The sequence below is a fragment of the Mycobacterium helveticum genome, assembly GCF_007714205.1.
In the GTDB taxonomy this organism is placed as follows: domain Bacteria; phylum Actinomycetota; class Actinomycetes; order Mycobacteriales; family Mycobacteriaceae; genus Mycobacterium; species Mycobacterium helveticum.
In genome coordinates this window covers 1-10,711 of record NZ_VMQU01000155.1, presented here as the reverse complement: position 1 = coordinate 10,711, position 10,711 = coordinate 1, and the positions used below count along the sequence as shown (strand labels likewise).

The 10,711-nt window shown below is 65.6% G+C and carries 19 protein-coding genes and 6 pseudogenes; 18 read left to right on the top strand and 7 right to left on the bottom strand.

Annotated elements, in window-relative coordinates; translation table 11 throughout:
• A pseudogene (locus FPZ47_RS28605) lies at window positions 1-342 on the top strand (hypothetical protein); the annotation flags it as partial.
• A gap of 183 nt (window positions 343-525) precedes the next feature.
• Here the strand turns inward: FPZ47_RS28605 and FPZ47_RS24230 are convergent.
• Together FPZ47_RS24230 and FPZ47_RS24225 are read right to left on the bottom strand one after the other, a co-directional pair.
• Window positions 526-1,053, bottom strand: coding sequence for an IS630 family transposase (locus FPZ47_RS24230; protein ID WP_246133577.1), 528 nt, complete (start codon window positions 1,051-1,053; stop codon window positions 526-528).
• Between the two features lie 141 nt (window positions 1,054-1,194).
• On the bottom strand, window positions 1,195-1,428 hold the full coding sequence (locus FPZ47_RS24225) for a hypothetical protein (RefSeq protein ID WP_144956152.1): 234 nt from the start codon (window positions 1,426-1,428) through the stop codon (window positions 1,195-1,197).
• 81 nt (window positions 1,429-1,509) lie between these two features.
• On the opposite strand from FPZ47_RS24225, the gene FPZ47_RS24220 reads away from it, so the two are divergent.
• The 8 genes and pseudogenes from FPZ47_RS24220 to FPZ47_RS29855 all read left to right on the top strand — a co-directional run bounded on the left by FPZ47_RS24220 (window position 1,510) and on the right by FPZ47_RS29855 (window position 4,298).
• The gene (locus FPZ47_RS24220) at window positions 1,510-1,782 is read left to right on the top strand and encodes a hypothetical protein (RefSeq protein WP_210419988.1); all 273 of its coding nucleotides are present in this window, start codon (window positions 1,510-1,512) and stop codon (window positions 1,780-1,782) included.
• 281 nt (window positions 1,783-2,063) lie between these two features.
• Complete coding sequence (gene mntA / locus FPZ47_RS24215) at window positions 2,064-2,447, top strand: type VII toxin-antitoxin system MntA family adenylyltransferase antitoxin (RefSeq protein WP_144956158.1); 384 nt, start codon at window positions 2,064-2,066, stop codon at window positions 2,445-2,447.
• Between the two features lie 226 nt (window positions 2,448-2,673).
• Window positions 2,674-2,989, top strand: a pseudogene (locus tag FPZ47_RS29865) (ISAzo13-like element transposase-related protein); the annotation flags it as partial.
• Between the two features lie 63 nt (window positions 2,990-3,052).
• Window positions 3,053-3,199 (top strand): annotated as a pseudogene (locus tag FPZ47_RS24200) (helix-turn-helix domain-containing protein); the annotation flags it as partial.
• A gap of 123 nt (window positions 3,200-3,322) precedes the next feature.
• A complete protein-coding gene (locus FPZ47_RS24195; protein WP_144956161.1) occupies window positions 3,323-3,625 on the top strand; it encodes a hypothetical protein in 303 nt (100 codons plus the stop codon).
• Window positions 3,626-3,910 (top strand): ribbon-helix-helix domain-containing protein, encoded by a 285-nt coding sequence (locus FPZ47_RS24190; protein ID WP_144956164.1) that lies wholly within the window; start codon window positions 3,626-3,628, stop codon window positions 3,908-3,910.
• A 34-nt stretch (window positions 3,911-3,944) separates the two neighbouring features.
• On the top strand, window positions 3,945-4,091 hold the full coding sequence (locus FPZ47_RS29860; protein WP_246133578.1) for a DUF4158 domain-containing protein: 147 nt from the start codon (window positions 3,945-3,947) through the stop codon (window positions 4,089-4,091).
• A 3-nt stretch (window positions 4,092-4,094) separates the two neighbouring features.
• The gene (locus tag FPZ47_RS29855) at window positions 4,095-4,298 is read left to right on the top strand and encodes a DUF4158 domain-containing protein (protein WP_246133579.1); all 204 of its coding nucleotides are present in this window, start codon (window positions 4,095-4,097) and stop codon (window positions 4,296-4,298) included.
• Window positions 4,299-4,420: 122 nt separating this feature from the next.
• Here FPZ47_RS29855 and FPZ47_RS24180 read toward each other — a convergent pair whose 3' ends face one another.
• Window positions 4,421-4,990: a helix-turn-helix domain-containing protein gene (locus tag FPZ47_RS24180; protein WP_144956167.1), complete on the bottom strand. Its 570-nt coding sequence runs from the start codon at window positions 4,988-4,990 to the stop codon at window positions 4,421-4,423.
• Window positions 4,991-5,450: 460 nt separating this feature from the next.
• Between FPZ47_RS24180 and FPZ47_RS29025 the strand changes: the two genes are divergently transcribed.
• The 5 genes from FPZ47_RS29025 to FPZ47_RS24155 all read left to right on the top strand — a co-directional run bounded on the left by FPZ47_RS29025 (window position 5,451) and on the right by FPZ47_RS24155 (window position 7,293).
• A complete protein-coding gene (locus FPZ47_RS29025) occupies window positions 5,451-5,783 on the top strand; it encodes a DUF86 domain-containing protein (RefSeq protein ID WP_345889731.1) in 333 nt (110 codons plus the stop codon).
• A 258-nt stretch (window positions 5,784-6,041) separates the two neighbouring features.
• Window positions 6,042-6,278, top strand: a complete 237-nt coding sequence (locus FPZ47_RS24170) for an antitoxin (RefSeq protein WP_246133580.1) — start codon at window positions 6,042-6,044, stop codon at window positions 6,276-6,278.
• Window positions 6,271-6,618, top strand: a complete 348-nt coding sequence (locus tag FPZ47_RS24165) for a type II toxin-antitoxin system PemK/MazF family toxin (protein ID WP_144956172.1) — start codon at window positions 6,271-6,273, stop codon at window positions 6,616-6,618. Before FPZ47_RS24170 ends, FPZ47_RS24165 begins: the two co-directional genes overlap by 8 nt.
• Window positions 6,619-6,691: 73 nt before the next feature.
• Window positions 6,692-7,036 (top strand): type II toxin-antitoxin system PemK/MazF family toxin, encoded by a 345-nt coding sequence (locus FPZ47_RS24160; RefSeq protein WP_168209553.1) that lies wholly within the window; start codon window positions 6,692-6,694, stop codon window positions 7,034-7,036.
• Window positions 7,037-7,095: 59 nt separating this feature from the next.
• Window positions 7,096-7,293 carry a hypothetical protein gene (locus tag FPZ47_RS24155; RefSeq protein WP_342781094.1) on the top strand — a complete coding sequence of 66 codons (198 nt, stop codon included), beginning with the start codon at window positions 7,096-7,098 and terminating at the stop codon, window positions 7,291-7,293.
• A 76-nt stretch (window positions 7,294-7,369) separates the two neighbouring features.
• Here the strand turns inward: FPZ47_RS24155 and FPZ47_RS24150 are convergent, their stop codons facing one another.
• Together FPZ47_RS24150 and FPZ47_RS24145 are read right to left on the bottom strand one after the other, a co-directional pair.
• Window positions 7,370-7,762 (bottom strand): type II toxin-antitoxin system VapC family toxin, encoded by a 393-nt coding sequence (locus FPZ47_RS24150; RefSeq protein ID WP_144956178.1) that lies wholly within the window; start codon window positions 7,760-7,762, stop codon window positions 7,370-7,372.
• Complete coding sequence (locus tag FPZ47_RS24145) at window positions 7,747-7,992, bottom strand: type II toxin-antitoxin system Phd/YefM family antitoxin (RefSeq protein ID WP_210419986.1); 246 nt, start codon at window positions 7,990-7,992, stop codon at window positions 7,747-7,749. The genes FPZ47_RS24150 and FPZ47_RS24145 overlap by 16 nt, the downstream gene beginning before the upstream one ends.
• Before the next feature lie 190 nt (window positions 7,993-8,182).
• Here FPZ47_RS24145 and FPZ47_RS24140 point away from each other — a divergent pair.
• From FPZ47_RS24140 to FPZ47_RS24125, 4 genes and pseudogenes are all read left to right on the top strand, one after another.
• A pseudogene (locus FPZ47_RS24140) lies at window positions 8,183-8,449 on the top strand (type II toxin-antitoxin system TacA family antitoxin); the annotation flags it as partial.
• Window positions 8,446-8,946, top strand: a complete 501-nt coding sequence (locus FPZ47_RS24135) for a GNAT family N-acetyltransferase (RefSeq protein ID WP_144956185.1) — start codon at window positions 8,446-8,448, stop codon at window positions 8,944-8,946. The pseudogene FPZ47_RS24140 and the gene FPZ47_RS24135, both read left to right, overlap by 4 nt.
• Window positions 8,947-9,224: 278 nt before the next feature.
• Entirely contained in the window at window positions 9,225-9,440 is a 216-nt protein-coding gene (locus tag FPZ47_RS24130) for a type II toxin-antitoxin system Phd/YefM family antitoxin (RefSeq protein WP_246133581.1), read from the top strand.
• 37 nt (window positions 9,441-9,477) lie between these two features.
• Window positions 9,478-9,831: a nitroreductase/quinone reductase family protein gene (locus tag FPZ47_RS24125; RefSeq protein ID WP_144956188.1), complete on the top strand. Its 354-nt coding sequence runs from the start codon at window positions 9,478-9,480 to the stop codon at window positions 9,829-9,831.
• Between the two features lie 64 nt (window positions 9,832-9,895).
• Here the strand turns inward: FPZ47_RS24125 and FPZ47_RS24120 are convergent.
• A pseudogene (locus FPZ47_RS24120) lies at window positions 9,896-10,516 on the bottom strand (RES family NAD+ phosphorylase); the annotation flags it as partial.
• A pseudogene (locus FPZ47_RS24115) lies at window positions 10,513-10,711 on the bottom strand (antitoxin Xre/MbcA/ParS toxin-binding domain-containing protein); the annotation flags it as partial. The pseudogenes FPZ47_RS24115 and FPZ47_RS24120, both read right to left, overlap by 4 nt.

The window sequence follows — 10,711 nt, the reverse complement described above, 5'->3', positions numbered from 1 at the left end:
CCATCAGCGCGCAGTCACCACCAACCAGACCACCGAAAACAAGATCATCACAAGCCGGCTGAAAAATCAGGGTCTGATCGATGGGATGACGCGTCGACGTTCAGCCGCGACATCATCGATCTCGCGATGATGGAGCCCGGGCGGGACCTCGTGGATCGAGCGATAGTCAAAGCAGAATTCGCTTACCGGTCGGCCGTGGTCAACGACCTGGTCAATGCCATCGACTACCTGCGAGACAACCCGCATCGTCTCGACGACTGCATGCGTGAGTTGCAGATTTACGACACACCCAAGGCACTCCTGTGGGATCGCATCAAACGTCTGCGTCCCCAAAGCCGGTAAAGCGCATGCTGCGTCAGTCAAAGGCGTTCCGGTGCGGCCCGTCTCACCGCAGCGGCTGTTGCGCCGCCACCTCCGGACCAGGACCGCACGAACGTTGACAGTCATGGCTCAGATTGGCGGTCGAACACCCCGTGGTGGACACCAGCGGTAGCCTCCACCCATGTCCGATAGCAGAACGGCGACCTAGTGTCCGCCGCCGGGAATTCGTTGAGTATGTTTGGCGAGTGAGTCGAGGATCTCTTCGGCGGTCTTCTTCCACACGAACGGCTTGGGGTCGCAGTTCCAGCTCTTGATCCAGTTCTTGATGTCCTTGTCCAGTGCGGCAACGCTTTTGTGGACGCCTCGGCGCAGGAGTTGGTCGGTGAGGAACCCGAACCAGCGTTCCACCTGGTTGAGCCAGGAGGAGCCGGTCGGTGTGAAATGCATGTGGAAACGCCGGTGTTGGTCCAGCCAGTGGTCGACCGCGGGTGTCTTGTGGGTCGACAGGTTGTCGCAGACCAGGTGTACGTCGAGCTCGGCGGGTACGGCCTTGTCGATCGCGACCAGGAATTTCTTGAATTCGACTGCCCGGTGGCGGGGGTGCAGTTGGGAAATGACGGTGCCGTCGGCGATGTTGAATGCCGCGAACCGGTCGGTCACGCCGTGGCGGGCGTTGTCGTGGGTCTGTCGCGCGCCGCCAACGCCTGCGACGACTTCGCCCGCCGTGACCACCGAACCAGCTGGGCACGCTCCTGCTCGGTCAGCACCAACTCCGCCTTCGGCCGTCCCGCCTTCGTCGTACGCCCAATTATGCTGCACGACAGAGCTATTCGTGTGAAAACCACGCCGTAGCCGTAAGGCACGATTAGATCGTTAAGTGCGCGACGGCCTTCCGCGCCGGCGCTCAGGATGAGCGCGGTTGTCTTCAATTTGCCGCTGCAGACTTGGATTCCGAAGGTAAGCATGCTCGGCCGCGCTCAAGATGACCGCCGGTTCCAGCATGATCGTTCCATCGGTCTGCTCGGTGGCCAGGTACGTATCGTGGTGGCCTAACTTACCCAGACTGATTCGACGTCGGCTGTCCACTTCAATCACAACGGGTTCCACATCGTCAATGATAACCCGCCTTGCCCCATCTGTTCAATTGGGGGATGGGGGCGAATGGGGCATTGGGGTAGTGTTGTCCGGGTGCTGCAAATGGACCCCGAGCCCCACGACGAATTGGTGCAGCTCTACGAGACAGACCCCACCTTGGCGGCGCGCATTGACGAATGGCTCGACCGGATCGAAGCCGATTCTACTGACGCGGCGGTCCGCCGCCGCCTTATCCGACCCGGCCGGCTCTGGGCGATCACCGTCCCCGACGTCGACCGTGACTACCTGATCCTGTGGGACCTTGACGGCGCGACCCCGGTGATTCGCTACCTCGGCCCCGACGTGCTGACCGGAAATTCCGCGTGAAGCACCGGCTTCTGCGCCGCCACCTCCGACCGCGGCGCCCTGGATGTGTCTCGCCGGCCATCGCTCGATCGGGCGCGGAAGTAGCCCCACCCCGTGCGAGCCGGCTGTCTCGTCGCTCATGCTGCGGTTGCACTACGACTCCGGCTTCGACTCGATTCCCTCAGCAATCGGCCGACCTTGCCAGTGGGCCGTGTCTGCTGGGACCGCCGATCAGAGCGCCCCGGCCGCCCAGCGCTGCGGTGCTCGCGTGGATTCTCGCCACGCGGTGCGACAATCGGACGGTGGATTCCGTCGACCCTCGGATCGCCGAGGCCGTGGAGGCGCTGCGGCGTCGCGGAGCGCTCTTCGCCTACCTGCACGGCAGTCGCGCGTCGGGAACCGCCCGCGAAGATTCCGATGTCGACATTGCGGCCTACTTCGACGCAGATGCGCCCCAGGCATTCGAGGTCCTGCTCCCGGCCGGTGTCGACCTGGTGGCGCTGAACCACGCTCCGCTGGAACTCGCCGGCCGGGTCGCGCTGCACGGGACACTGCTCTTCGAACACGATCCCGGCGCCCGGGTGGTGTGGGAGGCCACGACCCGCAAGATCTATCTCGACGAGCTGCCGCGGCTGACCCGGGCCCACCGGGAGTTCGCCGAAGCGGTGCTGCGCGGTGGTGGATGACGTCCGCGTCCTGCGGCTGTTGCGCGCCGTCACCGACGATCTTCATCTCTTGCGTCAGGAAGCCGGGGCGGGTGACGCGCGGCGTGCCGATCCGCTGTGGTTACGCGGCGTGAAGTACACGTTCGTCACGTCGATCGAGGCGTGCATCGATCTCGCCCAGCACATCTGCTCGGCGCAAGGCTGGGGACCACCGGCGGACAACGGCGACGCCATGAAGGCGCTCGGCTGCCACCTGCCGCCCGGCACCTCCAAATGGAACAAGATCGAACACCGGCTGTTCTGCGCGATCAGCCGCAACTGGCGCACGACCCCTGGAATCCCACGAGGTTGTCATCGAAACTCTCAGGGCAACAACCACATCCACCGGACTGACCGTGAACGCCGTGCTCGACACCACCACCTACGACCGCGGCATCAAGATCACAGACAAGCAGATCGCCGGCCTCGACGCTACCCAGCTGCACCGTCACGAGTTCCACGGCGACTGGTACTACACGCTCACCGCCGACCACACCGCAACACGCCCAACGGAACCTACCTAATTACTGCGCGCTCCCTAAGCGCGCGATGGCGGCCGCGGCATCTGACGACGCGGAGGCCGCGTGATGGCGCGTTTCGAAATCCCGGACGGCTGGTGCGTGCAGGCGTTCCGGTTCACGCTGGACCCGACCGACGATCAAGCCCGCGCATTGGCGAGGCATTTCGGTACACGCCGCAAGGCATACTACTGGACGGTCGCGACTTTGAAAGCCGGCCCACGGCCCAGTCGGCGTGCAACAGGGTTGAGGAACATCCAACGGCAAAAGTAGCGCTAAGGATGATGCAGGTCGGCGGGTTAGCCAACCTCAACGATAAAAGCGGGTACATTTTGTTGTGTGCGGATCGTGATTCTTGGGAGTGCTCGCCAGCACGGGATCACCGACGAGGAGATCCGCAGCGCAATTGAATATCCGATGTGGACGGCACGGGTCACGCCGCGCATTTCTGGCACCGTCCCGAGGCTGTTCATCGGCCGACTGGTGGATGCCGAACCGCCGATCGAGGTGTTGGCTGACACCTCCAGTGGTGAATGCGTGGCGTTTCACGCCATGATGCTGCGTCAGTCGACGTTGGCCGAACTGGATGAGCAGACCGCGTTGGTCCTGTTACCCCAACTGGCGGCACGCCAAAGGAAGTAAATGATGATGCCAACCGAAAGCGAGTACACCGAGTGGGCGAAGGCGTTCGAATCCGGCGAATACCGTGCGACACCGATCGAGACCCCACAGGTTGACGTGGCGCGTTTGCGACGGGGCCGCCCGAACAGAGGCGAAGAGTCGCAGGGGAAGTCGCCGAGTCGTCAAGTTCGTCTGCCGCAGGAAGTCTCCGACCAGGTGGACGCGCTGGCCAAGCGGCGCCGTGTGCCGTCGTCTGAGGTGATGCGCGAGGCGATCACCGAGTACATAGGTCGCCACCGAGCCTGAACAAGCTGCCCAGACTGGTTGATTCGATGTCATCGTGACTAACGAGGGCGTGCCTGGTTATGGCCGGTTCGGGTCGTTGTCGCGGGTGGAGTTGGAGCGGTTCTTCCACCTGGACGACGAGGATCGACGGCTGATCGTCGCTCAGCGGCGTGATTACAACTGCCTCGGGTTCGCGCTATAAGTCGTGACGGTGCGCAATCTCGGGATGTTCCTCGCAGATCCGCTTGATGTGCCGTCCGCGCTGGTCGACTACCTTGCTGAACAGCTGGTGTTGGCCGTCGCTGAGGATGACGATGACGGCGTCACGGTAGATGACGACGAAGTTCTGGCCGTTCATGGGCAGCGCGACGCGGTGATCGGCGGGGTGACGCGGTCGTGGCCGTGCTGACGAACTGGCCCGGCGCTGTTGGTGACCACGAACGGTGTTGGAGGCCAGGTTGGGTGCTGCAGGGCGATGCGCGGGCGCAGCGAGGCCATCCCCGGACCCGATGATCCGGGGGTGCTGCGCGATCAGCCTGGCGGGGCGAGCAGCCTGCCGAGGGTGTAGATGCCGACCATCGTCCAGGGCGGGTCGGGCACGCCGAGTCGGTGGGGGTCCCAGTAGGCGGCGGCACAGAGCACCGACAGGGTGTCGCGGAGTTGGCCGACGAACCGCAGTTCAGCGACGGCGTCGGGTGCTACCGCGATCAGCCGCTGGGCGCCACGCTGGTACATCCATCTCAGGTTCTTGGGTGTGGCGCGGCGCAGCCAGCGCCGCACGGTCGACTCCGATCGGTGCAGGCAGGCCGCGATGCGCCGGTAGCCCAGTCCGTTGGCCTTGTGCAGCAGCGCCTGCCCGATCACTTCGGTGGTGTCGGCACGGCGGGCCTGCAATGCCGTCGGCAACACGATGTGGGTGGATTCGCAGTCCGAGCAGCGCACCCGCCGTGGTCGCAGCGTCACCGTCGCCGTGCCGTGGGAGCCGATCGTGCGGCGCCGGCCAAACCCCCATTTGGTGAGCCGGCCGGCGCGTCGTGGGCAGGACAGCGTCCCGGCGCCGAGATGCTCCTCGGCCAGCTCGGCGGTTCGAGCGACGATCACCGCCGTGGTCGACAGTCATGGTTCACCAGCCTTGCCTACCACGATCGGATTCCGGCAGGGGTCAATTCAATTTGGGGACAACGCGTCTGGCCACCGATCGTCACTGTGGACGACGATCAAGGATTCGGCCGTCACCATGCGCACGACCCGGCGGCTACGGTGGGGCGCTCACCAGGAAGCCCGACAATCATCTGCACGCTGACGATGCAGACGAACAGTCCCCTGTAGTGGTCCGTCGGCACCCTCGGTGACGATAAAGGGGTCCGTGATCGCCATCCACCGTGACGGTCAACAGACCGAGCTGCCGCGGCTGACCCGGGCCCACCGGGAGTTCGCCGAGGCGGTGCTGCGCCGTGGTGGATGACGTCCGCGTCGTGCGGCTGTTGCACGCCGTCACCGACGACCTGCATCTTCTGCATCGGGAATCTGCGGCCGATGCAGTGCGGCGTGCCGATCCGTTGTGGTTACGCGGCGTGAAGTACACGTTCGTCACGTCGATCGAGGCGTGTATCGATCTCGCCCAGCACGTCTGCTCGGTGCAGGGCTGGGGGCCGCCGGCGGACAACGGCGATGCCATGAACGTGCTCGGGCGCACGGTGTGCTCACGGCCGACCTGTCCGATTCCATGCGTAAGGCTGTCGGTTTTCGCGACGTCTTGGTGCACGAGTACGTCGAGGTGTCGGACGAGATCGTGCAGTCGAGGCTCGGCGATCTGCGCGACCTGGAGCGGTTCGTCGAGCAAGTGACCGCCTTCTTGCGCAACGGTCCGGCCGTCATCGGGCACAGGATTTAGCACCGAGCTTCGGTGCAGATGATCGGTCGACTGATCGACGAGCACTGGCAGGCTGCCGCCGTCGCCGCGGTACGCAATTACTGCGGGAGCGACCCGCAATGGTGGGCGGATCAGGCGGCTGAAGCCGACGAGGCGACGGGTGCTGACGCGCCGGTCACCGACGGCCGCTCATCGAGCCGGGGCCGGTGTGGTTGGCCGACTTCGATCCTGCCCACGCGAGTTAGCGCCCGTCTATGGCGACATAAGTAAGCTATGTATTTGGCTACACCCACCACAACGATCAGGGTTCCGGTCCAGACTCGCGACCGACTGGCAGCCCAGGCCCGCGAACGAGGCATCTCCATTGCCGCTCTTCTCTCGGAGCTGGCCTCGCGTGCCCAGCGCGAGAACAGCTTTCGCGCCGAACGCGACGCCACCCGCGCCGAGTCGACCGCCGCCGAAGTACGCGAGGAGGACCGCGACTGGGACGACTCCGTCGCTGACGGCCTTGCCTGAACCGCGACGAGGCGACGTGTGGCGGGTTGCGCTTGGAGCTACCCGCGCCGGAGAGTCCGGCAAACACCGCCCGGCGGTCATCGTTTCCGTTGATGAGATACTCGCCGGGGTCGATGACGAACTCGTTGTCGTGGTACCGGTGTCGAGTTCGCGCTCATCGACCCCGTTGCGGCCGACCGTCTCGCCGGACGAAGGTGTCGACAGCCCGAGTGTCGCTGTGTGCCGCAGTGTGCGCGCTGTCGCCTGTACCCGCCTGCTGGAAAAGTTGGGAACGCTCGCGCCTGTCACGATGCGCGAAGTCGAGCGCGCCCTCGCGATGATTCTGGGCGTTGAGGACTGAATCTCGTTGCGTGATCTGCGTGCCGAGAACGGGCCCGGGCTGCCGAGGCTGTTTTACCAGCTCGTTGACGGGAGTGAGGCGCCTGCCGCGCATCGAGTCGGGGCAGGTGTGGTTCGTCGACTTCGAGCCGGTGCGTGGGCGCGAGCAGGGCAAGGATCGGCCGGCGCTGGTGGTTTCGTCCCGCTTCCACCTGGACCTGACGATGGGGCAGCGGATCTGTGTGTTGCCGCTGACCAGTGGGGAGCGCGCCGGGTGGCTGCACCGGGTCCGTGTCGGCTCCGGCGGCGGTTGGGTGATCACCGAGCAGATTCGCACGGTGTCCGTCGAGCGGTTTCGCCGCTACGCCCCGCAGATTCAGCTCTCGGTCGCCGAACTGAACGAAGTGCGGCACGCGCTGGCGCAGCTGCTGACCGTGTGACGCGTCGCAGCCTTCCTGCGCTGAAACGGATTTCGCCACGCGGTGCGACCAATCGGACGGTGGATTCCGTCGAGCACCGGATCGCCGAGGCCGTCGGGGTTATGAAACTCCTTGGGCACGAATCCATGGCGACTTCTCAGCGCTGCGTCATCGGCGCTGGCTCAGAGACGAAAGCCGCGGCGGCGCAGAACCCTGACTACCACCTCGCCGGCGATCCGGGCGCAGCGGGCCGAAGCGATCCTGGCAATGCGGATTAAACGAGTCGCACTGCGCCGCAATGACACTGGTCTGCCGTCCGGTTTGGATTCGCCCGAACTGACGTGTCCCGTGCGGTCAGACCGCCACGACGTCCACCAAGTCGCCGAGGCCGTCAAAGTCGTCGGCGTTGCGGGTGTAAAGCCGGGCAGAAAGAGCGTGGGCGGTCGCCGCTATCAGCAGGTCCATCGACCGCGCTCGCGGCTGACGTCCCGTGTCAACGACGGCTGCCGCCACCTGACCATAGCTGGCCGCCACGGCATCATCGACGGGCAGCGCATCGAACTTACGCTGAACGACCAGCAGGCGCCGCAGCCGCTCAGCGCGCACCTTTTGTTCCTGTGCCACCAGAACCCCGAAGTGCAGTTCGGCCAATGTGATTGCGCTGATGGCCAACTCGCCATCAAGAGGCTCGACATCCGTCGCAATGACCACACTGGTGTCGAGGATCGCTCTTACTGCTTGGTCCACGGGTCGCGTATCTCCTGGGCGATTACCTCACGGTCGGCATGCCACGCGGGATCTGCGGGCCCCGCGAACAGTTCGGACACATCGGCCCACCGCCTCCAGGCTCGAGAAGCCGCGGGAACAAGCCGGGCTCCAGGGCGGCCGGCCACAGTGATGGTGATTTCTTCCCCTTCCCCGGCGCGGCGCACCAGTTCGGAGGCGTTCTGCCGCAGCTCGCGTAATCCGATCTTCACGCGACCCAGGGTAGCGCATGTATAACTTGTGCTACCTCTGGCACGAGGCTGGGATCGGCTGAGGAAAGATGTCACACGCCGGTTCCGAGCGGTAGGCGCGTCAGGACGCAATAGGTGCTGATGCGGGCGTGAGGCAACGCGCGGTGTTGACCCGTGTGCCTATGAGGCAAACAATGGGGTGATGGCCATCAAGACGGAACGATTCGCGGTGCGTCTGACCGCTGAACAGGACGCGCTGATCCGGTATGCAGCCGAGGTGGAAGGGACCGATCTCACCAATTTCACGGTCACTGCAACGCTGGCGCATGCCCGCAATGTGTTGGCCGATCGCCGCCGGTTCGTGCTCGATGATGCGGCTTGGTCGAAGTTTCTGGCGGTGCTTGACCGGCCGGTGTCGCACAAGCCACGGCTGAAAGCGTTGCTTGCGGAGGAATCCATCTTCGATGCAGCGGAGTGAGCGGCTACAGCGCGCCGCGCCCGATCAGTGAACGCGACGATCTCCTCGCATTTGACAGCGGCGAACCCAGCTTGGACCACTATCTGCGTGCCCGGGCTTTGGCTAACGACGCGGAAGGCGCATCGCGCTGTTATGTGACATGTCGCGCCGGCCCGGTCGTGGGCTTTTACGCGCTGGCGGCGGCGTCGGTGCAGCGCCGTGCGGTGCCCGGACGAGTGCGGCGCAACATGCCAGAGCCCGTGCCGGTGATTCTGTTGTCCCGGTTGGCGGTCGATCGCGCGGAACAAGGCAGCGGGCTCGGTGCACATCTGCTGCGGGATGCGGTCATTCGCAGTGTGCGCGCAGCCGACCTGATCGGCGCGCGGGCGATGCTGGTGCACGCCATTAGCGATGAGGCCCGCTCGTTCTACGCCCACTTCGACTTCGGGCCGTCGCCCACCGACCCGCTGCACCTGCTGTTGCTCATCAAGGACGCCGACGCGCTGACTCGGGCGTAACGCACGGCGAAAAATCGCGACGCGGTCGTGGAGTTCGTGCGCAATGGGCCGGCGGTCGGTCCCGGAAATCGTGCCCGGCGCGGGTAGCGTGGGGGCCGCCTTGCTGCGCAGCGGCCCGGCGGTCCGCGGCTGACAGCGTGCGCCACGCGGATCGCCTCGGGGCGGGCAAGCCTCGTGAGGCGTCCGCCACCGATTACTGCGAAGGCCAGCTGATGCGTCGCGCTGTCCTCGCCTTCTCGCCTTGCTCCCTTGCGTAGTACGCGCGCTACATTCCAGGTATGGCCAAGCAGATCACGCAGCGGGAGTTGCGCAATAACAGCGGCGAGATAACGCGCCAGCTTGACCAAGGCGAGTCGTTCGTCGTGACCAGGAATGGAATCCAGGTCGGCGAGCTTTCCCCGCTGCGCCGGAACCGATTCATCAGCGCCGAGGCGCCGTCGCTGCGTTCAGGGGCGCTCCGCGGGTGGGGTTCGACCGGTTCCGAGCGGATCTAGCTAGGCTGATGAGCATGAATCGGCTAGGGGTGTTGTGATGGGCCGCGGCATCTTCGGGAGTCCACTGGTGCCGGCGGTCAACGCCGTCGCGGCCAAGCTCGTCGATGTGCCCGTGCTCGGCAATGTGGTCGGCCGAAACCTGGTGATGATTTCCTACGTCGGCCGGCGCTCGGGCAAGACGTTCAGCACGCCGGTGAATTACCGGCGGGTCGGCGACGACATTGTGATCCGGGTGATGGCGCCCGACGCCAAGAACTGGTGGCGAAACTTCCTGGGTGAAGGGGGCCCGATGACGTTGCGGCTCAACGGCACCGACCGCGGCGGGCATGCGCTGGCAGCCCGCGACGATCGGGGCCGGGTAACCGTCACGGTTAGGCTGGACGAGCGGTAACCGCTGCCTGGGCTCCTCGGCGGGCTTCCCTGATTAGGTCAGTGCGCCGCGGTGAGGCCGACCAGCGACGTCGACGCCGAATCGCTTCGGCGCCGGCTTGTCCTAGCGTAATGAGCATGCGACGCGCGGCGTCGGTGACGTTTTCGTGCGGTCGGATGATCGGCAGCAGGTCGGCGAGCCGCGGTGGGGGTTGGCGGACTGCGGAGCGCTCGGCGTCGACTTTGGGCAGCGCGTGAGCGAACACCGCGAGCGTCTCAGTGCCGGGTAGCGCTGCGGCCGGGGCCAGCACGGCGTCAAACCCGGCGTTGCGGGCTGCGGTCGCGATGGCCTGGGTCAGCGCGTAATCGTCGGACACGAGCTCCTTTTCGGTCACCGCCAACTGCGCTCGGACATGCGCCTCGGTCAGGTCGAGCACCTCGAGGTCCACCGAGACCCGCCCGATGCGGCGGCGAACCTCGAACGGGTCGACACCATCATCGACGAAGTGGCGAAACAACTCCGCCCACGCACCTTGTTCGCGGTTGGAGGCATACCAGACGCCGGGCTCGCCGTTGCGGTGGTAACGGCCCGGACCCCGGGCGGAATCTGCGCAGGACACCAGCGGGTGCCGGGTGGGGCCCTGATGCCAGTAGTGGCCGCGCAACGTGCGGCGCGGCGCGGCGGCGACCGTGCCGTCCAGGCTCACACGTAGGAGCCGTCGATGAAGGACTCGGCTGCGCCGCGGACCTCCTCGTAGCGGTCGTTTGCGAGCAGGTCGATGGGGCGCTCGCCGTCCAGGAGGCGGTTTCCGGCGTGCAGCCACTGCCCGACGCCGCGCGGTGTCAGGGAGTCCGACAGCAGCAGCACCAGGTCGCGCAGCTGCGCGAGCCGGTCATAGCGG

Bases quoted from the DNA above. Each gene is read 5' to 3' on its own strand.
- FPZ47_RS24190 (WP_144956164.1), top strand. From the start codon at position 3,626: ATGATGATGCCAACCGAAAGCGAGTACACCGAGTGGGCGAAGGCGTTC.
- FPZ47_RS24130 (WP_246133581.1), top strand. From the start codon at position 9,225: ATGGCCAAGCAGATCACGCAGCGGGAGTTGCGCAATAACAGCGGCGAG.
- FPZ47_RS24125 (WP_144956188.1), top strand. From the start codon at position 9,478: ATGGGCCGCGGCATCTTCGGGAGTCCACTGGTGCCGGCGGTCAACGCC.